Source organism: Endozoicomonas numazuensis, from assembly GCF_000722635.1.
Lineage (GTDB): Bacteria > Pseudomonadota > Gammaproteobacteria > Pseudomonadales > Endozoicomonadaceae > Endozoicomonas_A > Endozoicomonas_A numazuensis.
Window position 1 is genome coordinate 14210 of the sequence record NZ_JOKH01000004.1, and the last position, 23944, is coordinate 38153.

The 23944-nt window shown below is 47.9% G+C and carries 17 protein-coding genes, 10 tRNA genes and 1 pseudogene; 8 read left to right on the forward strand and 20 right to left on the reverse strand.

The features are described from left to right. The first annotated feature begins 30 nt into the window (after nucleotides 1-30). Entirely contained in the window at nucleotides 31-540 is a 510-nt protein-coding gene (locus GZ78_RS16785) for a DUF2780 domain-containing protein (protein WP_051786285.1), read from the forward strand. On the opposite strand, the gene GZ78_RS16790 is transcribed toward GZ78_RS16785, so the two are convergent. Next, nucleotides 533-1456: a 1-aminocyclopropane-1-carboxylate deaminase/D-cysteine desulfhydrase gene (locus GZ78_RS16790; protein ID WP_034838656.1), complete on the reverse strand. Its 924-nt coding sequence runs from the start codon at nucleotides 1454-1456 to the stop codon at nucleotides 533-535. The genes GZ78_RS16785 and GZ78_RS16790 overlap by 8 nt on opposite strands. A 252-nt stretch (nucleotides 1457-1708) precedes the next feature. Here GZ78_RS16790 and GZ78_RS16795 point away from each other — a divergent pair, with 252 nt between their 5' ends. Next, nucleotides 1709-2020, forward strand: coding sequence for an RNA recognition motif domain-containing protein (locus tag GZ78_RS16795; RefSeq protein ID WP_034838659.1), 312 nt, complete (start codon nucleotides 1709-1711; stop codon nucleotides 2018-2020). Nucleotides 2021-2253: 233 nt separating this feature from the next. Here the strand turns inward: GZ78_RS16795 and GZ78_RS16800 are convergent. The 9 genes from GZ78_RS16800 to GZ78_RS16840 form a co-directional block, all read right to left on the reverse strand. Beyond that, a tRNA-Asp gene (locus GZ78_RS16800) sits at nucleotides 2254-2330 on the reverse strand. Between the two features lie 53 nt (nucleotides 2331-2383). Beyond that, nucleotides 2384-2459 (reverse strand) — tRNA-Val (locus tag GZ78_RS16805). Nucleotides 2460-2586: 127 nt separating this feature from the next. After that, nucleotides 2587-2663, reverse strand: a tRNA-Asp gene (locus GZ78_RS16810). A 53-nt stretch (nucleotides 2664-2716) separates the two neighbouring features. Next, nucleotides 2717-2792: transfer RNA gene (locus tag GZ78_RS16815), tRNA-Val, on the reverse strand. Nucleotides 2793-2876: 84 nt separating this feature from the next. Beyond that, nucleotides 2877-2953, reverse strand: a tRNA-Asp gene (locus GZ78_RS16820). Nucleotides 2954-3277: 324 nt separating this feature from the next. After that, a tRNA-Asp gene (locus tag GZ78_RS16825) sits at nucleotides 3278-3354 on the reverse strand. Nucleotides 3355-3407: 53 nt separating this feature from the next. Continuing rightward, nucleotides 3408-3483: transfer RNA gene (locus GZ78_RS16830), tRNA-Val, on the reverse strand. A 127-nt stretch (nucleotides 3484-3610) separates the two neighbouring features. Continuing rightward, nucleotides 3611-3687 (reverse strand) — tRNA-Asp (locus GZ78_RS16835). A 47-nt stretch (nucleotides 3688-3734) separates the two neighbouring features. Beyond that, nucleotides 3735-3810, reverse strand: a tRNA-Val gene (locus tag GZ78_RS16840). A gap of 286 nt (nucleotides 3811-4096) precedes the next feature. On the opposite strand from GZ78_RS16840, the gene rdgC reads away from it, so the two are divergent. Then, nucleotides 4097-5020, forward strand: coding sequence for a recombination-associated protein RdgC (gene rdgC / locus GZ78_RS16845; RefSeq protein ID WP_034839482.1), 924 nt, complete (start codon nucleotides 4097-4099; stop codon nucleotides 5018-5020). 409 nt (nucleotides 5021-5429) lie between these two features. Here rdgC and GZ78_RS16850 read toward each other — a convergent pair whose 3' ends face one another. After that, entirely contained in the window at nucleotides 5430-6290 is an 861-nt protein-coding gene (locus tag GZ78_RS16850; protein WP_034838662.1) for a tetratricopeptide repeat protein, read from the reverse strand. Between the two features lie 969 nt (nucleotides 6291-7259). Here GZ78_RS16850 and GZ78_RS16855 point away from each other — a divergent pair. Beyond that, on the forward strand, nucleotides 7260-7589 hold the full coding sequence (locus tag GZ78_RS16855; protein WP_152558795.1) for a hypothetical protein: 330 nt from the start codon (nucleotides 7260-7262) through the stop codon (nucleotides 7587-7589). Nucleotides 7590-7712: 123 nt separating this feature from the next. On the opposite strand, the gene GZ78_RS16860 is transcribed toward GZ78_RS16855, so the two are convergent. The 3 genes from GZ78_RS16860 to dapA form a co-directional block, all read right to left on the reverse strand. Next, nucleotides 7713-8816, reverse strand: a complete 1104-nt coding sequence (locus GZ78_RS16860; protein ID WP_034838667.1) for a phosphoribosylaminoimidazolesuccinocarboxamide synthase — start codon at nucleotides 8814-8816, stop codon at nucleotides 7713-7715. Nucleotides 8817-9080: 264 nt separating this feature from the next. Beyond that, nucleotides 9081-10220: an outer membrane protein assembly factor BamC gene (bamC, locus tag GZ78_RS16865; protein WP_081869911.1), complete on the reverse strand. Its 1140-nt coding sequence runs from the start codon at nucleotides 10218-10220 to the stop codon at nucleotides 9081-9083. Nucleotides 10221-10335: 115 nt separating this feature from the next. Next, the gene (gene dapA / locus GZ78_RS16870) at nucleotides 10336-11211 is read right to left on the reverse strand and encodes a 4-hydroxy-tetrahydrodipicolinate synthase (RefSeq protein WP_034838672.1); all 876 of its coding nucleotides are present in this window, start codon (nucleotides 11209-11211) and stop codon (nucleotides 10336-10338) included. A gap of 270 nt (nucleotides 11212-11481) precedes the next feature. Here dapA and GZ78_RS16875 point away from each other — a divergent pair, with 270 nt between their 5' ends. Both GZ78_RS16875 and GZ78_RS16880 read left to right on the forward strand, forming a co-directional pair. Then, entirely contained in the window at nucleotides 11482-11949 is a 468-nt protein-coding gene (locus tag GZ78_RS16875; RefSeq protein ID WP_034838673.1) for a peroxiredoxin, read from the forward strand. Nucleotides 11950-12061: 112 nt separating this feature from the next. Beyond that, a complete protein-coding gene (locus GZ78_RS16880) occupies nucleotides 12062-16048 on the forward strand; it encodes an inositol phosphate phosphatase SopB (protein ID WP_034838675.1) in 3987 nt (1328 codons plus the stop codon). Nucleotides 16049-16148: 100 nt separating this feature from the next. Here GZ78_RS16880 and GZ78_RS16885 read toward each other — a convergent pair whose 3' ends face one another. Both GZ78_RS16885 and GZ78_RS16890 read right to left on the reverse strand, forming a co-directional pair. Next, nucleotides 16149-17216: an AI-2E family transporter gene (locus GZ78_RS16885; protein WP_034838677.1), complete on the reverse strand. Its 1068-nt coding sequence runs from the start codon at nucleotides 17214-17216 to the stop codon at nucleotides 16149-16151. A gap of 42 nt (nucleotides 17217-17258) precedes the next feature. Next, nucleotides 17259-17489 (reverse strand): sulfurtransferase TusA family protein, encoded by a 231-nt coding sequence (locus GZ78_RS16890; RefSeq protein ID WP_034839484.1) that lies wholly within the window; start codon nucleotides 17487-17489, stop codon nucleotides 17259-17261. A gap of 408 nt (nucleotides 17490-17897) precedes the next feature. On the opposite strand from GZ78_RS16890, the gene GZ78_RS16895 reads away from it, so the two are divergent. Then, nucleotides 17898-19349 (forward strand): M48 family metalloprotease, encoded by a 1452-nt coding sequence (locus GZ78_RS16895; protein ID WP_051786286.1) that lies wholly within the window; start codon nucleotides 17898-17900, stop codon nucleotides 19347-19349. Nucleotides 19350-19769: 420 nt separating this feature from the next. Here GZ78_RS16895 and GZ78_RS16900 read toward each other — a convergent pair whose 3' ends face one another. From GZ78_RS16900 to GZ78_RS16910, 3 genes are all read right to left on the reverse strand, one after another. Beyond that, complete coding sequence (locus GZ78_RS16900; RefSeq protein WP_051786287.1) at nucleotides 19770-21224, reverse strand: coniferyl aldehyde dehydrogenase; 1455 nt, start codon at nucleotides 21222-21224, stop codon at nucleotides 19770-19772. 370 nt (nucleotides 21225-21594) lie between these two features. Then, complete coding sequence (gene nadA, locus GZ78_RS16905; protein ID WP_034838680.1) at nucleotides 21595-22641, reverse strand: quinolinate synthase NadA; 1047 nt, start codon at nucleotides 22639-22641, stop codon at nucleotides 21595-21597. 113 nt (nucleotides 22642-22754) lie between these two features. Beyond that, nucleotides 22755-22830: transfer RNA gene (locus GZ78_RS16910), tRNA-Lys, on the reverse strand. A 207-nt stretch (nucleotides 22831-23037) separates the two neighbouring features. On the opposite strand from GZ78_RS16910, the pseudogene GZ78_RS30360 reads away from it, so the two are divergent. Further along, nucleotides 23038-23421: pseudogene (locus GZ78_RS30360) on the forward strand (M81 family metallopeptidase). Between the two features lie 70 nt (nucleotides 23422-23491). Here GZ78_RS30360 and GZ78_RS16920 read toward each other — a convergent pair. Further along, nucleotides 23492-23944, reverse strand: a 453-nt coding sequence (locus tag GZ78_RS16920; RefSeq protein ID WP_034838686.1) for an RNA-guided endonuclease InsQ/TnpB family protein, incomplete at its 5' end; no start/stop codon positions are given.

Below are 23944 nucleotides of genomic sequence, written 5' to 3' on the forward strand. Positions count from 1 at the left end.
TGATTGCTTTGCTAATGAGGTATTCGCATTATGAAACAGACGGGCTTCTTCATTAACTGTAACAATGCTCTGTTGTTTCTGTTTTTTGTCACTGTTCTTATTTTTCAATCACCTGCCAATCAGGCCATGGGGTTGATAGACACGCTTACCAGTCAATTAAAAGTCAGTCAATTTCAGGCTGAAGGGGGCGCAGGTGCATTATTAGGATTGGCCCGTTCAAAATTATCAAAAGACGACTTTAGTGTAATTAAGGAAGCTCTGCCGGAAACACCTGAACTATTAAAGGCGGCTCCTGAAGCGGAACACACAAAGAACTCCTCATCATTACTGGACTCTGCCAGTCTATTAGGCAGTTTTGACACGCTTAGCCAACAGTTCAAAACATTAGGGCTGGATAATGATATGATTTCAAGCTTCTCATCGGTATTAATTAATTATTTTAAAGATGGCAGAAGTAGCGAAGCTGCCGGACTGTTGAAGTCCGTTCTTCCTTCAGGACTGGCCGATACAGCAGGCTCTTTGCTTGAACAGTTTAAGTAGCCCACTCACTAAAACCACGGCGCCCCTGAAGGCCCCCTGTATGAATGAGTAACAGCCTTTGGTTGATTAAAAGCTCGCCAGACTCGGCTTTATGTTTCAGGGCAAGCAGTAGCTTGCCTGTATAAACCGGATCCAGAGGAATCCCTGTTTCCTGCTCAAAGGTTAAAATAAACTGCATCAGTTCAGGCGTCATCTTCCCATACCCACCACAGTGATGATTGAGTTCCAGGCTCCATCGAGTCTCTGTTGGCTTTAGGTATTGCTGAATATCTGCTTTCAGAAAGCCCCCACCTTTCAACACAGGAAAACCACGTACATGAACGACACTGTCGACACTGCGCACCACTCCGGCCATGGTCGCCCCAGTACCACAGGCTAACCAGATTTCATCGTATTCTGCAGCCTGAACCGAACCTGCAAGAAGGATGTCTTCACAACCTCTGACTCCCAGTTCGCCCGACCCACCTTCCGGAACAATAACCACCTGATCAGATGCGATTGATAACGCTTTCAACAAAGCTTGATGATACTCAGCCTCATATCGCTTGCGATAATCAGAACGACTGACATAAATCAGCTTCATTCCCCAGCGCTCTGCATCTTTTAACATGGCGGAAGAATTGGCAGGTTTTTCACCCCGAACAATACCTACAGTCTGAAAACCCAGATGATAGCCTGCCGCCGCAAGAGCATGAAGATGATTAGACCAGGCTCCGCCAAAACTCAGAAGAGTTTTGATACCTTTGGAACGCGCGTTAATTAGAAAGTATTTAAGTTTGAACCATTTGTTTCCACTAATAAGCGGATGAACTTTATCTAAACGGAGAATATCGAGATTAATAGTGGAACTACGTATAAGGGAGGTATTTATTCTTTCAATTGGTACTTTATTACTAATTACATCTGAAAAACACATAATCTTATTTATTCTTCTGGTTTATAAGTTTGATTAGCTGTAAATAACGCAACAAGTCAGTGATATAAACGATAGCAGTAATAAAGAATACATATAGCAAGCCTTCATTCCACTGATCTACGTGCTACAATGGAATCTCACTTAAACATTGTACTCTTACCTGATACCCAAAAAGACAGTGTCTTGTGCGACGCTAAATGCTTTGAAAGGTAGCAGACAAGCAGCTACAGCGTCCCCGGAGATAGAGAAAAAATGGCAAACAAATTGTTCGTTGGTAACTTGGCCTTCGCCGCGACGGAACAAGATCTGGAAGAGGCTTTTGGTGCCTTCGGCGAAATCGAGGAATGCAAAATTATTCTCGATCGTGAAACCGGTCGTTCACGCGGCTTTGCTTTCGTAACCTTCAGTTCCAACGATGCTGCCGAAGCGGCTCTGGCTCTGGATGGACAGGATGTAGCTGGTCGCAGCATCCGCGTCAGCATCGCAACCGAGCGCCCACGCAACAACAATGGCGGTGGTCGTCGTGGCTTTGGTGGAAATCGTGAAGGCGGACGTCGCTTCTGATCCACAGCCCAGATTTAAAAAGCTGGTATTGCCCAGCTTTTTTTTCGCCCGTCACTCAACCTTTCCAGATAAGTTATGAAATCAGCCTGATCCAGCAAGCTGGAGTTTATACCAGGCCCCGAATATACGACACCCTCAAACTCTTACACTATCCGAGTCGTGCATTTCAAAAATGCATCTCATCCCTGTAAATAAAAAAAAACGACTATCTTAAAGATAATCGTTTTTATATATGGCGGACCGGACGGGACTCGAACCCGCGACCTCCGGCGTGACAGGCCGGCATTCTAACCAACTGAACTACCGGTCCGCGTATCTTTTGATGCGAAGACTTCCTTATCGAAAACCTTCTTACATCGAATTTGGTGGGTGATGACGGGATCGAACCGCCGACCCTCTGCTTGTAAGGCAGATGCTCTCCCAGCTGAGCTAATCACCCAAATTTATTAACGACTCTTGACTGGCGAGTCGGGACTGAACTATACCTGAAGACAGATGTCGTTCAAGCCCTGGTCGAGAGAAGGGACAAAAAAAGAAATCATCCACTGCTGCATCTTGAATCAAGATGGCGGACCGGACGGGACTCGAACCCGCGACCTCCGGCGTGACAGGCCGGCATTCTAACCAACTGAACTACCGGTCCGCGTATCTTTTGATGCGAAGACTTCCTTATCGAAAACCTTCTTACATCGAATTTGGTGGGTGATGACGGGATCGAACCGCCGACCCTCTGCTTGTAAGGCAGATGCTCTCCCAGCTGAGCTAATCACCCAATGCTCACCTTGCGATACAGCCAAGCTATACCCAATCAAGATGGTTCGATTACTGCGCCTGTCGTGCAATAACCTTAACTTAATGGCGGACCGGACGGGACTCGAACCCGCGACCTCCGGCGTGACAGGCCGGCATTCTAACCAACTGAACTACCGGTCCGCGTATCTTTTGATGCNAGCGCCCACGCAACAACAATGGCGGTGGTCGTCGTGGCTTTGGTGGAAATCGTGAAGGCGGACGTCGCTTCTGATCCACAGCCCAGATTTAAAAAGCTGGTATTGCCCAGCTTTTTTTTCGCCCGTCACTCAACCTTTCCAGATAAGTTATGAAATCAGCCTGATCCAGCAAGCTGGAGTTTATACCAGGCCCCGAATATACGACACCCTCAAACTCTTACACTATCCGAGTCGTGCATTTCAAAAATGCATCTCATCCCTGTAAATAAAAAAAAACGACTATCTTAAAGATAATCGTTTTTATATATGGCGGACCGGACGGGACTCGAACCCGCGACCTCCGGCGTGACAGGCCGGCATTCTAACCAACTGAACTACCGGTCCGCGTATCTTTTGATGCGAAGACTTCCTTATCGAAAACCTTCTTACATCGAATTTGGTGGGTGATGACGGGATCGAACCGCCGACCCTCTGCTTGTAAGGCAGATGCTCTCCCAGCTGAGCTAATCACCCAAATTTATTAACGACTCTTGACTGGCGAGTCGGGACTGAACTATACCTGAAGACAGATGTCGTTCAAGCCCTGGTCGAGAGAAGGGACAAAAAAAGAAATCATCCACTGCTGCATCTTGAATCAAGATGGCGGACCGGACGGGACTCGAACCCGCGACCTCCGGCGTGACAGGCCGGCATTCTAACCAACTGAACTACCGGTCCGCTAAACAGCTCAAATAACCTACCGCTTTTTGTCTTAAACTTCAAAGTGGTGGGTGATGACGGGATCGAACCGCCGACCCTCTGCTTGTAAGGCAGATGCTCTCCCAGCTGAGCTAATCACCCTTTCGGTTTTGGCCGTGTGTCTCTCAACAACGCGGCGCATTATAAGCAGCGAACCGAACCTCACGCAACCGCCTTTAGACACTTTTTTTATAAGTATCCGCAACATAGCGCTATAAAAACGCATTTTGTTTAGTGGCTTCTTTACTCGATAGAACATCACATTCTTTATTAGCTATTTAAATAAGCCAACAACATCGAAATCTTCTTTAAGTAACTGACACTTTCTCTCACTCAGCCAGAGCCTGATGCGTATAATGCACTCACTCAATTTTGCATGGACTCAATCATGTGGTTTAAGAACCTGATTTTTTATCGATTTACCAAACCCTTTGAGTGGACCAGTAAAGAGCTGGAAGAAAAGCTGACTGAAAAACGCTTTAGTGGCTGCGGCAGCCAGGATATCAGCTCCTTTGGATGGGTCCCTCCCCTGGGCCGGCACGGTGACATGCTAACCCACGCCAGTGGCGACTTCGTTATGATCTGTGCAAAGAAAGAAGAAAAGATCCTTCCGGCCAGTGTTATAAAGGATGCTCTGGAAGAGAAAGTTGAAACAATAGAGCAAGAAGAACAAAGGGAAGTGTTCAGCAAAGAGAAGAAAGCGCTCAAAGATGACATCTTGATGGAACTCTTGCCCAGAGCCTTTACCAAGCATCAGAAAACGCTGGCTTATCTCGATACCAAAGAAGGCTGGCTGGTCGTAGACGCTTCTTCCTTCAAAAAAGCCGAGGAACTGACCAGCTGCCTTCGAGAATGCCTGGGCAGCCTGCCCATTATTAACCCACCGCTAAAGAATCTGCCTTCTGCCCCCATGACTCAATGGCTTTCAGAGAACCCGACAGTACCTGCGCCTTTTCTTCTGGGCGATGAGTGCGACCTGAGGGAACCTGGAGATGAAGGTGGACAGATTAATGTGCGCAAGCAGGAATTAATCACTGAAGAAATTCAGGCCCATCTGGAAGGCGGAATGCAGGTAAGCAAACTGGCCCTGCAATGGGATGAAGCACAGACATTTGTTCTCAGCGACGACCTTATTGTTCGAAAGCTGAAATTTACCGAGATGATTCAGGATCAACTGGACGAAGTAGAAGCGGAAACTGCAGCCGAGCAGTTTGATGCTGACTTTGCCGTCATGAGTCTTTCCCTGAGAAAACTGATTAACGATCTGGTTGAAGCTCTGGGTGGTCTGTCAGACGTTTCTGCAGAGGCCTGAACAGGTTCATACTGAGCTTATCGAAGGATTCTGGTAATGCACTTCGACAGGCTCAGTGCGAACGGTATCGCGCATAACACCTGACAACTCATTCCCACGCTCTGCGTGGGAATGCGTACTCTCGGAAAATGGGGCTTTAAAACCTGAGATAAGATATGGGTTCCCAGGCTGGAACATGGGAACCAGGATTCTCTAAACCCGTCAGGGCTGAGCCTTTCGAAGCCCAACCCCTTCATGACAAACTCCTAGGAGACTGACCGAGAATAGCGTCCGAGCATAAAATTCAGTAGAACGAGTCAGCTTTTTCACTGAATTTGTGCGAATAGTTGACCTATTTAAGCAAATTCAGTGGAAAAGATGGCCGTTCTTTCTGGATTTTAGGCCGGGCTGTTTATTCTCGGTCAGCCTCCTAGTGCATCAATCCGAACAGCTTGCCACGATAGCGTTTGGCAAGAGGATGTCCCGCCCCTAACTGATCAAAGACTTTCAGCATTAACAATCTGGCTCCGTCTTCACGAAAGGTTCGATCTCTTCTGACAATCAACAGAAGATTTTCGAGCGCCTGCTCAGTCTCATCTGCTATCACCTGACGAACCGCCAGCTGGTAACGAGCTTCATGGTCATTTTCATCATCGTGAAGACGTGCTTCCAATTCTGCGACTTGTGGCGCTTCTGCCACCATTTCATAAAAAGCCAGCTTCGCCTTGGGTTGAGCAATACCCACCGTATCTGCCGGTAGAGCAGCTATCAGCGTTTTGGCATCCTCTATACGTCCCAACTCAAGCAGAAGATTGACCTGCAAAACCTGCAAAGCATGATTTTCTGGCTCTTCCTGAAGAATCTGCTGAAGCAGCATCAGCGCCTGCTCATGCTGCCCCTGCTCTATTAACTGATCGACCTGAAGCTTGATGCGCTCGACAGGGCTCATGGTTAAAGGATCCAGAACCTCCCTCAAAGCAGCTTCTGTCTGCAGACCAGAAAGCACCTGCACAGGTTGCCCCTGATGGAAAAAGACCAGAGTCGGCACACTGCGGACACCCAGCTGAGCCATCAGTTGCTGACCCAAAGGCTGATCTGCATCCAGCTTGGCCAACAAAAACTTTCCCTGATAGTTTTCTACCAGACTGGCCAGAACCGGCAACTGACTCTTGCAGGGTTCACACCACTCTGCCCAGATATCCAGCAGCACTGGTCGCTGGGTCGACTGCTCAATCAAAACTTCTCTGACGTTTTCTTCAGTCAGATCAACAATATTCGGCAATTCGTTCATGCTCAGACTCTCTAGCCGACTCGTCAGGAGTACAGCATCCTTTAATAAAAAGTTGTAATAAAGGGCTTTGAAGGCAGATCGTATTACTTCTTCAGAAGCATTACTGAAATCTTACCCACAAAATCTGTGGATAACTTTGTGGAAGAACCTGTCGAATCATTCAGAAAGACCGATTCTTACTGCACCCTATACAAATTGATCAATTTTTAATCAATTATTTTTCTTTAGTTTTCAGTAAGTTACAGCTCATCCTTATAAAATCAATTACTTAGACAAGCTGTCTTTTTTTGACGTCAAGGGCTTGACATTTGTGCATAAAAAACAGATGACGTAAGCTTTATGCGGACGTTTCACTGAAAAAAAGGAGGCAAACCCCCGTCATACCGCACATCTTCGCTAATAACCAAACGTTATTAAACGACCAGTACCCGTCAAAGCGACTCCCTCTGTATTGAGTGACACCCAATACACCCTCTTCCGTCATAACAGCTATATACTGCCCGCATGTTATCACGTTTCAATGACAGACAGGGGATAACACCTACCAGCTTGAGAACAGACCAACGCAGATGCATAAAATCTGTGCAACCATTAAGTTCACAAACCCGTTCCCCCTTTCACTCTGGACCAGTGAAGCGAGCTGCTCGATACTTTATGACGTTTCCGGACTAAGCTGCATGATGAAAGCAGAACCTTGCTGTTCCTTTTTATGTCTTTTGTCCCTACAGCAACATTAAACATCCATTCAACACTAAGTACCCAACCCTATGAAATCATATTTTCTGACTTATCGCTCAGGCACCCTCAGCAACGGCTCCTGCATTGCAACTCTTGTCACATAGCTGGCTATGCTCCCGCCATTACGCCTTGCCCGACACCTGCCCAACAAGCCAGAAATATTCGACTCCATAGGGCTGGGTACTTAATGCTCTCCCACTACTCTTTTCAACTGCCAAAGCATAATGTTCCATGAAACTTAAAACCCTTACTTTTGCACTACCGGCCTCCATCGTGACAGGCGCCCTGATTATCGGATACAGTATTGAAAGACACAGACAAGCCCAACTCTGCTCAGTTATCACTTCAACTTATCCAAAATTACTGGAAGCCGTAGTCATTGGCCATCAGGCTCTGGACCATATAGAAGCACGCGCACAAGACGAGGAGCAGAAGGAGTTCCCACACAAGATAAAAACAGCAGCACGCTATGGAGAAGCCCTGGAGAAAGCCTTTGGAGTATCCTGCTTCCATTACGCCTCGGAACAGGAGTATTTGCGAAAGCAAAAGCCGAACCCCTGACGAATTCCGGCTTACGACCCAGTGCTGTCAAAGCTAGCTCCGTTCATCCTGAGCCTGTCGAAGGATACTAATGTCCATCGACAGACTCAGTGCGAACGGTATGAGGTATAAAGCCTGGCTGCACTAGTCAATCAGGCCGTACTCATCTTTAAGAATGGTGACGATTTCAGCCTTGGGATTGTCAGAGAGCTGTATAGGCTCGCCAGTAATTCGCTCAGCAATGTTCAGGTACGTTCTGGATACGTCCATCATAATTGACTGAGGTAACTCATTGTCTTTTGCCAGAGCCTGCCTTTCGGCCATCCGATCCTTGTTGAGCAGAACATCCGGGTCAGGAAAGTAATTCAGCAACTGCTGACGAAAGCCTTCTTTGGAATTTTCGACCACCTTCCCTGCCCGATAAGCAGCACCGTCCCAAATCCTGGAAGAATCCGGAGTTCCCACCTCATCCATATAAATGAGCTTGTCCTGACCATGGGCATCCGTGACATAACCAAACTCAAACTTGGTATCCACAAAGATCTGATCCAGCTTGCCCAGAGCTTCAGAAATCACATCAAAGCCCTCTTTTAGAAGGACCTCATAACGATCAATATCTTCAGGCTTTTGGAAATTGAATGATTCGTGATTTGCCTCAAGATCAGCACGAGTAATATTCACATCATCCACTTCCGGCACGCCCGGAATCCCCTTCAGAATTCCTTTTGTCGATGGTGTGATCAACCGTTCAGGTAACTTCTGATCTTTCTCCAGGCCATCTGGCAGCTGAATGCCACAAAATTCACGTTCTCCCTTACTGTATGCTCGCCACATGGAGCCTGTAATGTACTGACGGCAGATGGCCTCAATCATTACAGGTCGCGCCTTTTGGACGATCCAGACAAATGGGTGAGGAATATCCAGAATATGACTGTCAGCCAGCCCGGAATCCTTAAACAGCTTAAACCAGTGGTTTGAGATAGCATTGAGAGCTGCCCCCTTACCGGGCACCCCTCGCATGTTACCTTCACCTTTCCAGATGCAATCAAAGGCACTCATTCGGTCAGAGATCACCATAATAGCCAGAGGTGTATCTTCCGCTACGTTGTACCCTTTTTCTTTTATCAGGCGGCGACTATCCACCTCTGTCAGCCAATATACAGATCGAACCTTGCCTGAGTGCACAGGAAGCTCTGTACGAATAGGAAGGTCATTATTAACAGCCAGTACTTTATCAGCAAAGCTCATTGCCAATATCCTGTTCTCAGTTTATTTAGCGCAGCAAGCATTAATGCTCATACATACTTTATTCATCCTGAACTTGTCGAAGGATGCTGGTCATGGACTTCGACAGGCTCAGTGCGAACGGTATGGGGTATAGCGCCTGACTGCACTGAGTGGATCATCAAAAGAAGCGAAATTATACATCGCTCCAGAGAAACTGTTTGCGTTGCCTGGCAAACAAAATAAAAAGCCAGTCATAATGACTGGCTTTTTGTGTGAGCTTCAAACCTATTTAAGGTTTTCCTTCACAAGATTCAGAAGCTTTCGGCTAATGTCTGCAGGCGCCGAAGTATTGGCATCCTTTTCTACGGACACTCTAACCACACCGTTGAGCTCTGTTACTCTCATCAACAGAACATCTTTAGGCGCCTCTTCTTTATCATCACTTCCAAACCAGCCACTGAACCAGCCACTGGATTCTTCTTCTTTCTTGACCACACCCTTGGGGTCAACCTGCAGATAGAAGATACCCGCAGAACGGTTCTTATCCGTTACATCAACACCGGCTTGCTGCAGTGCTGAATCCACGGCTGACCAGCTGCGTGCATAGGATAATTGATCCAACCTCAACAGCGGGTTACCGGCACCGTCTTGTTCCAGAACAGCCAGACTGCCCAGATTCAGATCCTGAGCCAGATAGGAAACCGACTTTTCACTGTCATCCCGCACCAAAAACAGCAACAGCTCGTTCAGGATACTGTCATCCATTTTCTGGCTGCGCTCTTCCAGGTTGTTCCATTCAGGTTCAGCGGCTGGCTGACCTTCTTCCAAAATGGGTCGGGACTTAATCTTCAGGCGAACCTCAGAAGAAGCAGGAGTTACCCCTTGACGCACCTCAAACTGGAAACGGTCTTCAACCGGACCTGTAACTTCAGCACCAAACAACTTGCTGAACGCTCGAGAAACATAACCTTTTTCAGGATCTTTTCCGAGGTCGGTCCATTCGGTTTCAAGAACCCCCTGTTTAACATTCTGTGATTTGACCGGGATATCATTTTCTTCGAGGAAGGCCAATACTTTCGGCCAGGCTTCACTGGGGGAACGATCCACCAGCAACCATTGTTCATCCCCGGTCCTTTCAATAATATAGGCTTCACCCTGTTTCTGAGTCAGACGCTGGTCAGGTCTTGGCACAGCAAAATCGGACTCCAGACCCGTATGGTCTGATGAAATAGGCGGAATGGACAACGCGTCCACCATTGGCTTCGTATTCATCTGCTCCGGTATTTCCAAAGGCGTAGTCACCCTTGCCTGGGTATAATCTCCGGACTTATCCCGGAAATAGCCCTCCTTACCGAATGGATTGGCACAACCTGCCAGTGCCAGAGCACAGGCCATAACCGGCAAGGTTTTCATCGCTCGCGACATACGATCTCCATTCTGAAAAGCTCCATAACAATACCCCGTACGACCCCCTCATTATTCTGTGATTGAGTCATAGTCAGGGACAGGAGTCAGACCAATCAGCCTGACCCTTCAGTAATTAAATCAGTTCAGCCTGCTTCAAGGCTTCATGCAAAATCGGACGATAGCCTTCGGACAAAGGCGTCAGAGGTAAGCGAATACCTTCCCCCATCAATCCCATCTTTGCCAGTGCCCACTTCACCGGAATCGGGTTCGCTTCAACAAAAAGCTTCTGATGCAATTCGTCCAGTTTAGCGTTAATTGTCTCGGCTGTAGCACGATCTCCATTGAGAGCCGCTACACACATTTCATGCATTTTACGGGGAGCCAGATTATTGGTGACAGAAATAACACCATTGGCTCCCTGCAGCATCAATTCCATCCCGGTAGCATCATCTCCAGAATAGATAGCAAACTCATCACCACACAACTCACGAATTTGAGTACCACGCTCCAGAATGCCAGTGGCCTCTTTAATACCCACAATATTTTGATGGCCGGCGAGACGAGCTACGGTCTCTGGCAACATATCAACCGCTGTTCGGCCGGGCACATTATAAAGAATCTGGGGAATAGCCACTGCATCCGCTATGGTTTTGAAATGCAGGTAAAGGCCTTCCTGGGTAGGCTTGTTGTAATAAGGTGTCACCAACAGGCAGGCATCTGCACCCAGCGTTTTCGCTTCAGCTGTGAGCAAAACAGCTTCCTGGGTAGAATTACCACCTGTTCCGGCAATCACAGGAATCCGGCCATTGACTTGCTCTACTACTCGTCTGATGACTTCACAGTGCTCCTGCACAGTCAACGTGGCCGACTCTCCGGTAGTACCAACAGCCACGATACCATCAGAGCCTTCCTGTATATGGAAATCAACCAGTTTCTGAAGACGCTCCCAGTCCAGCTCTCCATCGTCCTGCATCGGGGTCGCGAGCGCTACAAGGCTACCGGTAATCATCTATCCACTCCAAGAGGTCATTCAAAAGCTGTGCGTAATGTTACTGACGCACACAGGCATTAACAAGGGCAGCGTTGACATTCTGCCCAACTCAGTCCAGCTTTATATACCATTGCCGGTAATTCGCACTATGCTAGGAGCTTGAATCACATTCATCAAGCCAATGAAAAAACTATTATTCAGGCATTAGAGCGCTCAGCGCCTCAGCCCTGAACCCATAACATTTGTCTAAGACAGATTTGCTAAGACAAGAGTATCGAAGGACGAACAATGAGTTTTACCCTAGGCCAACCCGTTACGGAATTCACTGCCCAGGCAACCAATAATACTACAGTCACACTGTCAGAACTGAAAGGCAAGAAGGCTGTCATCTATTTCTATCCCAAAGACAACACGCCTGGTTGTACCAGCGAAGGTCAGACCTTCCGCGATCTATATGCTGATTTTCAGGAGGCAGACACACTGATTTTTGGTGTCTCTCGTGACAGCCTAAAATCTCACGAGAACTTCCAAACCAAACATGAATTTCCCTTTGAGCTGATTTCCGATCCAGACGAAGAGCTCTGCAAGCTGTTTGATGTCATCAAACTGAAAAACATGTACGGAAAAGAGTACATGGGCATAGAACGCAGCACTTTCCTCATCGACCGGGAAGGCATCCTGCAGCATGAGTGGCGCAAAGTGCGAATCAAAAACCATGTAGAAGACGTTCTCCAGGCTGCCCAGGCACTGGGCTAATCATTCTTTTCGGGCCATCTTTCCTGATGGCCCAGCCACACCCCACAGTTTTTTCTCTGCTGGCCGCTAAAGCCTATGAAGCCAGATTCAGCGATACCAGAGGAACAACAACATGCAACCCGGAGCGTCCCCCGTATCCCCGGAACAACTTTCCCTGCAAAGTGTGGTTGATTACTGCAACAGTTGTACGCTGGGTGGAAAATATATTGGCAAGGACCCATCCGGGCAACTGGTCTCCATCGGTAATTTTTTTGGCTGGTCCGTATCCATCCCGAAAGAAACAAAAGATTTTCTCAGGGAGTTTGAAACCACAGCTTCCCGATATCACCAGATCAACAGTCTGCTGAATCCTGTTAAAGCCATTGATCAGCGAAGAGTTCACGTTCTGGCCCCCGCTGATAGATGCACCGTTAACCGGACCATGGATATCTCCAAGGGGCTTCTGAACAGTCAAGCGGGCAAACTGCACGAAGCTGAGACGGCATTAGTCAACTATCTCGCCAACAAGAACTCCGCTGATGGCACGAAAGAGACCACTAAAATGGTCTCTCACCTCTGGACTACCGTCTTACAAGCTGATTTCAAACCCGAGTCGCGGGATGCTTACCTGAGACAGCTCAGAACACGACTCTCTTCTGCACAAAAATTTAACGGACTGGATTCTGTTGCAGAATACGCCCTGGCAATGAGCCACCTGGAATCCCATTATCATCAGTTAATGATTGGAAATGCTCATGAAGAGTTTTCGAAAGCCGGAGTAGAGCTCACCCGTGAACAGATTCAGCAGCTGCCCAAAGCCCCTGTCGGATTCTACAAGAGTGATCTGACCCGGGCAGAAATTGCATTAACGTCTTACATTTCTGAAAAAGACAATCCCGACCTGGATCAGAGCAAGCTGGATGAACTGACTGCCGAGTTCTCAAAACAGCTTGAAGCAGCAAAGTTTGATGGTCAGGAGCGCACTGAGTATCTGACCCACGTCAGAGCCATCTTTTCCGATGCCAGCAAGGCTAACTTCAATAACTCTCTGGTCGACTATCTGCATGTCACCACCAAGCTCCGGGATATTCACCACGGACCTGAAGCCCAGATTTATGAGCGACCCAGAACACCTACTCTCAGCCCAACTGCATCGCCAACTTTTGAATTCCCCGACCCTCTGGAAGATGTTTCGGTTGAGGCCACACTGACCTCGCTATCCACATTAAAACCCAGAGAACTGCCCTCTGAAGAAACACTCAAACTGCTTGACCCCAGAGATCTTGATACCCTTCGCAAAAGTCATATGGAAGTGGAGCAAAGACTCTCAATCATTGAAGTTGAGGATGAGGAGTTCGAAGCCGTTGTCATGGGTGAAGATTTCCCTCTCGAGGAAGCCAGTTTAAAGTCCTCTCTTCCCACTCCTGACAAACCGGTTGAAGATGATCCGGAATGGGGAGATTTTGTATCAGGAAGCGTTTCTACGGTACCAACAACGACACCTCCTCCTTTATCCAGCTCTGATTCAGAGCCTGAACTGGGTGCGGTTAATGTTGAGAAGTCCAGCTACCTTAACTCCGTCATCACCGCACTGATTCCAGGTCATGTAGAGAGAGACATTGAAACAGCTTCAACCGATACGGATGCAGGTTATGATGATTTCCTGGAAGATATGAACTGGAGCGACTGGCAGGAGCTGGACGAAACCGACAGACAAGACTTCCATCGTCTCAGAGCCAACACCATTACAGACACAGAACAACTTCGTCCCGCCAGAGTCATGGAGCTGGATGTTACCCAAGCCCCCCTGCCTCAGGATGTAAAAATTGCTTCGCCCCTGACACCGGAACAGAAACATCAGGCCAGAACTCATTGGAACGATCTATTCAGCGAACTGTACGGGTTCGACATGAATACATTGCCTGCCCATGAACAAAGGGAGTTGGACATTGCCCTTTATCACGCCTCTGTCAAAGACGGCCAACCCGCTACTAAAGAAGAACTTAAAAGTGCCCTTCGTGAACACAAGAGCCTGAGTGAACATTACCTGCCCGGCAGCGTTGCAGCCCTGAGAACGTTTTTGAAGGACTACTTCCCTACTGCACAGCTGGAAGAACAGCTGGATGCCATTCAGGAAAAGTTAAATCTGGATTACGAGCAGATGAGCCGACTTAAATACGTGGTTGGCTTCATGACGAAACAGGTAGTCCCCGCTCTGTGCGAATCCCCCTTCGACGCCCAGAGAAATCCTGTTGAACAGCTGGAACGGGTTGAGGAACTGCTTAACCATCTGGACGATCCTCTGGAAGGTTTGATCACACAGATGCAGGAAGGTGTGATTGGTCAGCTTGATCATCCAGCCAGCGAGCTGGTGATTGCACTCTCTCTTCAAGATATCACCAAGGTTAAAGACAGCCTGAATCAGAAAAAAGCGGCTCTGGAGATGCTGATCGAAAACGATTTTAGTCATGACAAAAATCTCCAGCAAGGCAATGTTCGCCTCTATCGAGCAGCCCTTCACGCTGCCGAAGAAAAGTTGAAACACACCGAAGAAAAACTGGCCAAAACCAGTCGTTTCAACTTGATAAAGCGTCATACACGGGGACAGAAAGTAACAGCCCTTAAAACCTTGAAAGCCAGTCTGGAAAGAAGACTGAAAGAAGAGGAAGAGCGTCAGGTTGAACCCGTCCTGGTAAAAAACATTGTTGGACAGCTGCATAAAACCAAAAAGGTTCTTACCAAACAGCTGGAAGCCGCCCGAATTGATAAAGGCAGCTTTACTCATTCTCTGGAGCACACACTTAATCACAACCCATGGCAGCCTATTCACAAAGAATATGTAATGGCTCACAACGGTGTTTACTATTCCTACAAAATCGACACCACTCCCTCCGGTGCTGTGAGCTGGTCTCTGGAGCCTGACGAAGAGGGTCATTACCTGAAGCTCGATGGCTCTCGGAAGGATGTATTTGATCTAGAGCATGGGGGACGCTCCTCCATGTCACCTAAAGAAAAAGAACACACCATTAATAGCTGGATTGTTCGTATGACTGATGATGCCGGCCGACCTGTCATACACAAGATTCGCACAGGGGTTCCTGTCTCCTTTCCCATGTTTGCCGCCCAGGCTGCAGAACAGGATATTTTTAATGTGACTGTTACCCGGATGCGCGAAACCCTGGGGCTAATGGTTCTGGAAGCTATGGGCGATAAGCCCGAGTTTAAAGATGCTGTAGAAAACGGCACCCCTATCGACTTCACTGCCGTGCACACCAGCCTTTTAAGTCCTGACAGAGTAAGAGCCACGGCCAATGAAAAAGCCAAAGCACTGAGCCCAAAACTGCAGAAGCTGGTAGCCAGCAAACTGGACGATGAAATGGTGATGCACAGATTTATCCAGATGGCCATCGACGAGCTCAGCAACAATGGACCGACAGCCATTGAATTTACCGACAGTGCTGGAGAAAAGCAGGCGGTTAAGGTCAACTACACCGGTGTTCTTTTCTCCTGCCCGGTTAACAAGATGGGCCAGAAAGATTTCTACAAAGTCTGGGAGCAGGCTGACCCTATCAACGAAAAAGCCTCTCTGGATATGTTTGGCGGGATGGACCCTTCTCAGCCTATTGGTGGCCGGGTAGGCGAATTTTTAAGAACAACGGATAAGAGCGAAGCATTCAAAAACCTGATGATTCACTGTACACGTCAGGTTCAATACATTCTGCACAACAAGCTGCATCATGAAGATCAGGATATGGCACTGCTGCTGGCAGGTTTACTCAATATCATTGGTCAACATGCAGCCGATGGCTACCATGACTTCTGTAAGAGCGGTAAGGATCGTACCGGCTATGTTAACCAGTTCTGCATTGAGCTGGCAGCTTTGATAGATACTCTGGGCAACGGCGAGGTCCCCCCTATGGACTTGCCTACTTCCATCTTCAAGCGCTTCAGCGCTCAGTCAGCCTTGGTTTCAACAGGACAGCTCGAAATTATTGGTCAGTGTCTGGGTGAACTGGGCGCCAAAATCGACCAGGGTCCAGCCAGGCATGGCAATAACTACCATCGCGTCCACTTTGATTCGAAAGTAAGCGCGCCACTGGTTGGAACAATAGACGCCTGATCAGCCATCTCATGAAAATGACGAAGGCTGTCAGCGTTATATCCCATACCGTTCGAACCGAGCCTGTCGAAGTGCATAACCCATACCCTTCGACAGGATCCTAAGTCTCCGTTTCAACCTCATGCACACTAGGCCAGGCATTCATCACCGCTTTTAGCAATGTCGCCAATGGAATCGAAAAGAATATTCCCCAGAAGCCCCAGATCCCTCCAAACACCAGAACCGCAACAATAATGGCCACTGGATGCAGGTTTACCGCTTCAGAAAACAACAGAGGCACCAGTACATTACCATCCAGAGCCTGAATAATGCCGTAGACAACCATCAGCATCATAAAGTCCGGCCCCACACCCCACTGAAACAAACCAATCATGGCAATAGGAATGGTGACGACTGTGGCTCCAATATAGGGCACCACAACAGAAAAACCCACCAGAACCGACAGCAACACGGCATAATTAAGGCCAAGCCAGGCAAAGGCAATAAAGCTGACACTGCCTACTATAAGGATTTCGATAGCCTTACCGCGAATATAATTGGCAATCTGGCCATTCATTTCATCAGCCACCTGAATAATCAGACGACGACGGGTCGGCAATCGGGTACCGATCCAGCCAAGCAATTCGGTTTTATCCTTAAGAAAAAAGAACACCAGAATCGGCACCAGAATCAGATAAACGAGAATACCAACCGCGCCAGGCAACTTGGAGATAGAGAAAGACAATGCCCACTGACCAAACTCAGCCAGATGCATGTTAATAGTGTTACCAATGGCCGCTGTCTGAGCTTCCGAAATAAAGGCGGGGTAATGCTCCGGTAACTCTTTCAGAATCACCTGCCCCTGCTTGACCATACTGGGTAGCTCATTCAATAAACCTGTGACCTGCTGCCAGATCAATGGCACCAACAGAAATATAAAGGCAACCAGTACCGCCATAAAAATAGTGAAGATAATGGCCACCGCCAGTATATGGGGCATCCTCCACTTTTCAAGGCAGTTCACTACTCCCTGCATCAAGAACGCCAGAACCAGAGCCGCCAGGGCTGGGGCCAGCATATTGCCCATAAAGATAATGACCAGAAAACCCGTCACCAACATCAATAGCAGCACCAGGGCTTCATGATCCGACAAGTATCGGTTCAGCCACCCCCTGATGATATCCAGCATACTTCTTTCCTTTTCACTTGCCTGAATGTTAACGATCCAACATTATTTATGTTCAAGGGTGAAAACAAACACCCCGGCAGTATCATCACTGGCCAGTAATTTATGACCACTGATTCGAGCAAAACAGGCAAAGTCTCTCACTGAACCAGGATCAGTAGCCTGAACACGCAACACCTCCCCCTGATTCATTTTGCTCAACGCCTGCTTGGCCTTGAGCAGAGGCATCGGACAACTCATCCCTTTCAGATCCAGTTCAACATCCACTTCTATCATGATGAAACCCACTCTCCCTAAGGTAAGCTAAAAATCAGCTGTACAGGAACCCTGCTGCCAATGTTATGCTGAACTGACTGATCACGATTAAACCAGTACAGTTATAAACGTAAAAAATGTTTCTTCGTGCTATTCAATAATGAACACACTTGCTCAGGCAAACGCGAGCAACCCGTCACCCCATCCGACTCTCATTGAAAGGTTCTGGTGCAAATGTCGGTGACGTGTAAAATGGAGGGATGGCTGTTTTTTTCCATCGCCCAGAGATGCCAGTCATAATACACGCATTCTCGATACGGCCTGATAAGTAAGGAGGCCGTAAATGCGACTCTTTTTATTCATGGCTGTTTGAGCCAGCAACCTTATGACGATACAGTGTACCGCAGATTATATGAGTATGGATATTCTATGAAGCAACCGGGTTTCCTGTCGGCAGCCCTGCTAAGCATCTGGCTCGGAACTTCTTCCGCAGTTGTAAGCGCGGCCTCAATTGAACTGCCCAGTCTGGGGGATACTTCCTCCGGCGTGGTCTCACCTCAACAGGAGTTTGAGCTGGGACAGACTTATCTGAAATATTTACGCAGCCGAACCCCCACTGTGAGCGACCCCGAGGTTAAGGAATACCTCGAAAGACTGATTTATCGTCTGGCTGAATACAGTGAGATAAAAGACCATCGCCTCAACACCATGGTCATAGACAGTGCGGTTCTGAACGCTTTTGCTGCGCCCGGTGGCATCATTGGCGTCAACTCTGGTCTGTTTTTCAATGCTGACACTGAAGCTCAGTTTGCTGCAGTACTGGCTCACGAATTAGCCCATCTCAGTCAACGCCACTACGCTCGCAATGTTGAAGATGCCAAAAACAAGAGCCTACCCACAGCGGCGGCCATATTAGCTTCGGTTATCTTGATGGCAACAGCAGGAGCAGATGCTGGAGCAGCCGCACTTTCAACCACAGTAGCAGGCATTCAAAGTAGTCGCTTACGCTTTAGCAGACAGTTTGAACGTGAAGCAGATAATATCGGTATTCAGACACTCGCCAAAGCAGGCTTTGACCCTCAGGCCATGCCTGAGATTTTCGAGAACATGAACAAGTCCAGTCGTTACCAGAGTCGGCCACCAGAGTTTCTGCTGACACACCCAGTCACCGACAACCGGATTTCTGACTCCAGGGCCAGAGCGGCACAACTGCCTTCGAGCGGTACCCAGGGCAGCCTCGATTATCAGCTAACCCGAATGAGATTGTTTGTGCTGAGTGCAGAAGACCCGGCCCGATATGCACGACAGTTGCAAAAGGAGTTGGAGACCGGTCATACCAGCTCAGAAGATATCACTCGCTACGGACTGGCACTGGCCAGCCTGGAAGCACGGGATTACAAAACAGCAGAAAAAGAACTGGCCATTCTTACCAAGAAACACCCACGAAATCTTCATTTGATCATGGCTCAGGCACGTCTGGAGTCTGCGACTAATAAAACCGATGAAGCCATTAAAAGGCTGGATGCTGCACTGTCGATTCATTTAGACAGCTATCCGCTGATGGCAACTAAAGCGGATGTATTGATTCATGCCAAGCGCTTCAAGGAAGCCAGAGACCTACTCCTTAAACTGAGCCGGACTCGAGCCCATGATCCGGATATCTGGTATGAACTGGCAGAAGTACAAGGTCAGGCTAATGACATTCTGGGCTTACATCAGGCTCGAGCTGAATACTTCTTTTTGACCGGCAATCTCGACGATGCCATCAAACACTTACAGTTTGCCCGCAAGCTGGTTGGAGATAATTACGCACTTAGAGCCAAGATCGACAAAAAGCTGAACGACATATTCAAATACCGTCAGAAGCTGGAAAAAAATTGATCAGACCAGGTCGCCGTTAGAGGCGGCCACACTCTCCACGAGGCTGACCGAGAATAGACAAGCGCTTTTGTTATCGCACCGTTCGGGCTGAGCCTGTCGAAGCGCATCAATAGCATCCTTTGACAGGCTCAGGATGAATCGAGTGTGCAAGATAATTAACGCTTGACTGCACTAATCACTTCGCCCCCTACCTGCTATTTCCCAACTTTCCTCCACCACCCCCCCTCTAACTCCATATAAACGACTAAAGTTGTTCAACGTGGTATCACAATAACTGGGGATCAAAATCAATTTCTGACCTGTTCATTTGATTGATCGGATCGCGGGATAGTAGCAGATATGCTTAACAGAACTGAACTCAAAGGCACCAAGAAAGGAATCAGCCGGTTTCACTGCTGTAAAACCGGCTTTGAGAGGGGATTACTTTTTAATCATTCCCAACAGGGTCTTATCGGCTTTCTCGCCATAAGGAGGCAACATGCCGCCTAAAGCCTGCAGATTGATCTTGGTCTGGGTAAAGATTGAACGGGCATGACTGAATGTTTTGAAACCTTCTGGTCCATGGTAGTTACCCATACCACTGTCGCCGACTCCACCAAACGGCAAATCTTCGCAGCTAACATGAGCCATGACATCATTGATGCAAACACCTCCGGATGTTGTGTTATCCAGAACTTTACGGACTTCAGCGCCTTTTTTCGGGCCAAAGAAATACAATGCCAGAGGTCTGGGATTAGCATTGATATAGTCAATGCATTCATCCAGTTTTTTGTAGCTTTTCACACAGAGCAGTGGTCCAAACAGCTCATCCTGACTCACTTTCATATCCGTTGAAGGATCAACAATCAGGGTTAACGGGATTTTATGAACACCCTGCTGCTTTGAGAAATCTTCATTCGCCGGATTAATCTCACGGACATCACCACCTTTATCTTTGGCATCCTGGATATACCCCAATATACGCTGATAGTGACGCTCATTAATCACCGACGAGTAATCCGGATTATTCAGCATAGTGGGATACATTTCCGCCACAATACTGGAGGCATGTGCCAGAAACTCTTCACGCTGATCCTCAGGCACAAAAACATAATCCGGTGACAGACAAACCTGCCCCACATTCAATGTTTTACCGGCCAGGATACGACGAGCCGCTTCTTTCAGGTCAGCATCTCTGGAAATAATCACGGGTGACTTACCACCCAGCTCCAGCGTCACGGGTGTAAGATGTTCCGCTGCCGAACGCATGACATGGCGAGCAATAGAAGTTGCTCCTGTAAAGATCAGATGATCCAGAGGCAAACCGGAGAAAGCAGCACCCACTTCAGGCCCTCCCAGGAAACCCGCACACTCTTCTTCTTTGTAGTACTTTTTGATCAGTGTATGCAGGAGTGCAGAGGTTTCTGGCGTCACTTCGGAATATTTGATCAAGGCTCTGTTGCCCGCAGCAAAAATACCCGCGAGCGGTGACACTACGGTATGAATCGGGAAGTTCCAGGTACCCAGAACACCAATCACGCCTTTTGGCTGGTATTCAATACGCGCCCTGGCGCCGAACAGATTCATGGGAACAGGCGCCTTTCTTTTTTCAGGCTTCATCCAGGTCTTCAGAGACTTGCGGGTATGCTTGAGGGATTCAAGCGTTGAATAGATATCAGACATCAAGGTTTGGTGACTGGAGCGATGACCAAAGTCCTTGCTCAGCGCCACCACCATTTCATCTCTATGGTCATGAACCAGGTCGATCAAACGATTCAGACGATCAATTCGGACTTCTGCCGTGACAGGGCCTTCTTCCAGATAAGCCGCTTTCTGACGATCCAGTACAGCCTGCATATCGACAGTACTGACATCAATCTTCTCTTGTACGGTCATTTCTCCACCCTCTTTATTATTCTTTTTACCGTGAACCTTTTTGCATTCCCGGGGGAAGAAAAATGATTCAGTCGCTCATGGCGGTTTGAAATAATTTTCGCCAAATATTGCAGGGTCTTACAGAAACCGTTGACTCATCGTTTCAACATCAACGGTCTCGAGTCTATTATCGCAAGGGTATCCCAACCCTAAACGCTTGGAATCGTCCGAAATAATGACACACTCGTGTAAAATTAGAAAGGGTTTATAAAAATATTTAAGACAACCAACTCAGGCAACCACACGTGCCACTCACAAGAGCTTCTAACATTTTTTGAGCCCATAAAAAAACCCGGGACTTAAACCCGGGTTTTATACTGCCACAACAGAATCAGGCTGAAAGCGATGCAGTAAAGTCCAGCATACGATGCAGAGGAATCAGTGATTTAACTCGCAGCGCATCATCTACTTCTACTACGTTCAGTTCGCCAGGCTTTTCCAGACACTGAACCAGTGCTTCCAGAGAGTTCATCGCCATCCAGGGGCAATGAGCACAACTCTTACAGGTAGCACTTTCACCCGCAGTGGGCGCTTCTACAAAGGATTTATCCGGAGAGGCCTGCTGCATTTTGTAAAAAATGCCACGGTCTGTCGCCACAATAAAAGTAGAGTTTGGCATATCCTGCGAAGCTTTCAGCAGCTGACTGGTAGAGCCAACAACATCCGCTACTTGCACGACAGAGTCAGGAGATTCCGGATGAACCAGAACCGCTGCATCAGGGTAAACCTGTTTAAGGTCTTCAATACCCTTAGCCTTGAACTCCTCATGAACGATACAACTACTATCCCAGAGCAGCATGTCTGCCCCTGTATTCTTCTGGATGTAACTGCCCAGATACTTATCCGGACCCCAGATGATTTTTTTATCCTGATCCATCAGGTGCTCAACAATATCAACAGCACAACTGGAGGTTACTACCCAGTCGGCTCGTGCTTTTACTGCAGCAGAGGTATTCGCATAGACGACCACCTCACGATCAGGATGCTGATCACAGAAGGCAGAAAATTCATCCACAGGACAGCCTAGATCCAGAGAGCACTCTGCTTCTAATGTCGGCATGAGAACACGTTTCTCAGGACTGAGAATCTTGGAAGTCTCACCCATAAAGCGAACACCGGCAACGACCAGCGTGTCAGCTGAATGGTCACGACCAAACCGGGCCATTTCCAGTGAATCGGCTACAAAACCACCGGTTTCTTCCGCCAGAGCCTGAACTACAGGGTCAGTGTAATAATGAGCAACGAGAACAGCATTTTTCTGTTCCAGGAGCTCACGCACCTTCTGTTTCAGCGCTTGTTCTTTGTCTTCATCCAGGCCCTGTATGGATGCGCCACTCAGGTGCTCCTGAACAAATGCTTTATCACTAAGTACACTCATAAAAATCGGTCTGAAAGTCTCTTAAAGACATAATTAGGCAAATTGGGTCGATATTAACACAATTGAAAAATTCAGGCAGCCGGGAAAGAAGAGATAAAAACAAGAGAGGGAAATGGTGGGTCGTGTAGGATTCGAACCTACGACCAATTGGTTAAAAGCCAACTGCTCTACCAACTGAGCTAACGACCCGATGCGGCGACATAATACTCAGCCGGATAAATCTTGCAAGTCTTTTCTTCTCCGGCGTTTATATCCTCCTCATATGACCGCGCCAGCTCTGTTATTTCTTTGAATACGGGTCTATTTATTGTGTCAGCTCTTGTGGAAATCAATTTACAGTCAAACCTTGTCATCCTTGTTATGAATGAAAAGGTTTCACTCGCTCATGGCTGATTTATGCGTGCCCTGATTGCAATGCTCAAGCATGAAACCAACTCTTTTTCTCCGCTGGTCACCCATCTAAAGCGATTCAAAGAGTGGACCTTGCTGTATGACGAGCAGATAGTAGAGCAGTTTTCAAATACCAACTCTGCAACAGGCGGTTACCTGCAACTTCTGGATGAGCTCAGGATTCCACTGATAACACCTGTAGCCGCCGAAGCCATGCCATCAGGTCCTGTGGATGATGAAACATTCTGGTAACTGAAAGAAAAAATTATCGAAGGTCTTAAAAGAACAGACTTCTGCCTGCTGGATCTACATGGGGCCATGATCACCCGGAGCAACCTGGATGCCGAGGGGCTGCTTCTGAAAGAAATCCGTCAGCTATACCGCTACTAAAAACCTACGACAATCACTGATTATCTGGGTTTATCTACACCGTCAACACGGCTGCATACCGAAGTATGTCTTACGCCACTCTTGTGTAGGGTTTAAGGTCGAGCTGTAACGTGTCTCGACCATATCTATCTAAATTAACTGAGGCGTTGAAGTCTCGGTTATGGTGGGCTTTACAGCTTGGGCAGTCCCACCACTGGACACCAAGAACCACAGCATCATTTTTATGGCCACAGCCACTGCATGTCTTGCTGGACGGGAAGAACCTGTCAGCAATGACCACTTCGCGCTGCCGTAATTCGGCCTTGTATTCAATGAACTGGCGCAACATTCCGAAACCTGCGTCGTTCACAGCCCGGGCCAGTTTGTGGTTCTTCGTCATGCCACGTACATTCAGGTCTTCAATAGCGATAACGCTGAAGTTTGCCGTCAGATAATCACTGACCTCATGCAGAATGGCCAGACGTTGGTTGCTGATGCGATAGTGAAGTTTGGCAACCGCTTGCTTGGCTTTCGCACGGCGGTT

Coding starts and splice junctions, on each gene's coding strand:
- GZ78_RS16885 (WP_034838677.1), bottom strand. CDS start 17,216: ATGCTGGATATCATCAGGGGGTGGCTGAACCGATACTTGTCGGATCAT.
- dapA (WP_034838672.1), bottom strand. CDS start 11,211: ATGATTACCGGTAGCCTTGTAGCGCTCGCGACCCCGATGCAGGACGAT.
- GZ78_RS16875 (WP_034838673.1), top strand. CDS start 11,482: ATGAGTTTTACCCTAGGCCAACCCGTTACGGAATTCACTGCCCAGGCA.
- GZ78_RS16890 (WP_034839484.1), bottom strand. CDS start 17,489: ATGATAGAAGTGGATGTTGAACTGGATCTGAAAGGGATGAGTTGTCCG.
- GZ78_RS16790 (WP_034838656.1), bottom strand. CDS start 1,456: ATGTGTTTTTCAGATGTAATTAGTAATAAAGTACCAATTGAAAGAATA.
- GZ78_RS16900 (WP_051786287.1), bottom strand. CDS start 21,224: ATGACCGTACAAGAGAAGATTGATGTCAGTACTGTCGATATGCAGGCT.
- nadA (WP_034838680.1), bottom strand. CDS start 22,641: ATGAGTGTACTTAGTGATAAAGCATTTGTTCAGGAGCACCTGAGTGGC.
- bamC (WP_081869911.1), bottom strand. CDS start 10,220: ATGTCGCGAGCGATGAAAACCTTGCCGGTTATGGCCTGTGCTCTGGCA.
- GZ78_RS16880 (WP_034838675.1), top strand. CDS start 12,062: ATGCAACCCGGAGCGTCCCCCGTATCCCCGGAACAACTTTCCCTGCAA.
- rdgC (WP_034839482.1), top strand. CDS start 4,097: ATGTGGTTTAAGAACCTGATTTTTTATCGATTTACCAAACCCTTTGAG.
- GZ78_RS16860 (WP_034838667.1), bottom strand. CDS start 8,816: ATGAGCTTTGCTGATAAAGTACTGGCTGTTAATAATGACCTTCCTATT.
- GZ78_RS16895 (WP_051786286.1), top strand. CDS start 17,898: ATGAAGCAACCGGGTTTCCTGTCGGCAGCCCTGCTAAGCATCTGGCTC.
- GZ78_RS16855 (WP_152558795.1), top strand. CDS start 7,260: ATGAAACTTAAAACCCTTACTTTTGCACTACCGGCCTCCATCGTGACA.
- GZ78_RS16850 (WP_034838662.1), bottom strand. CDS start 6,290: ATGAACGAATTGCCGAATATTGTTGATCTGACTGAAGAAAACGTCAGA.
- GZ78_RS16795 (WP_034838659.1), top strand. CDS start 1,709: ATGGCAAACAAATTGTTCGTTGGTAACTTGGCCTTCGCCGCGACGGAA.
- GZ78_RS16785 (WP_051786285.1), top strand. CDS start 31: ATGAAACAGACGGGCTTCTTCATTAACTGTAACAATGCTCTGTTGTTT.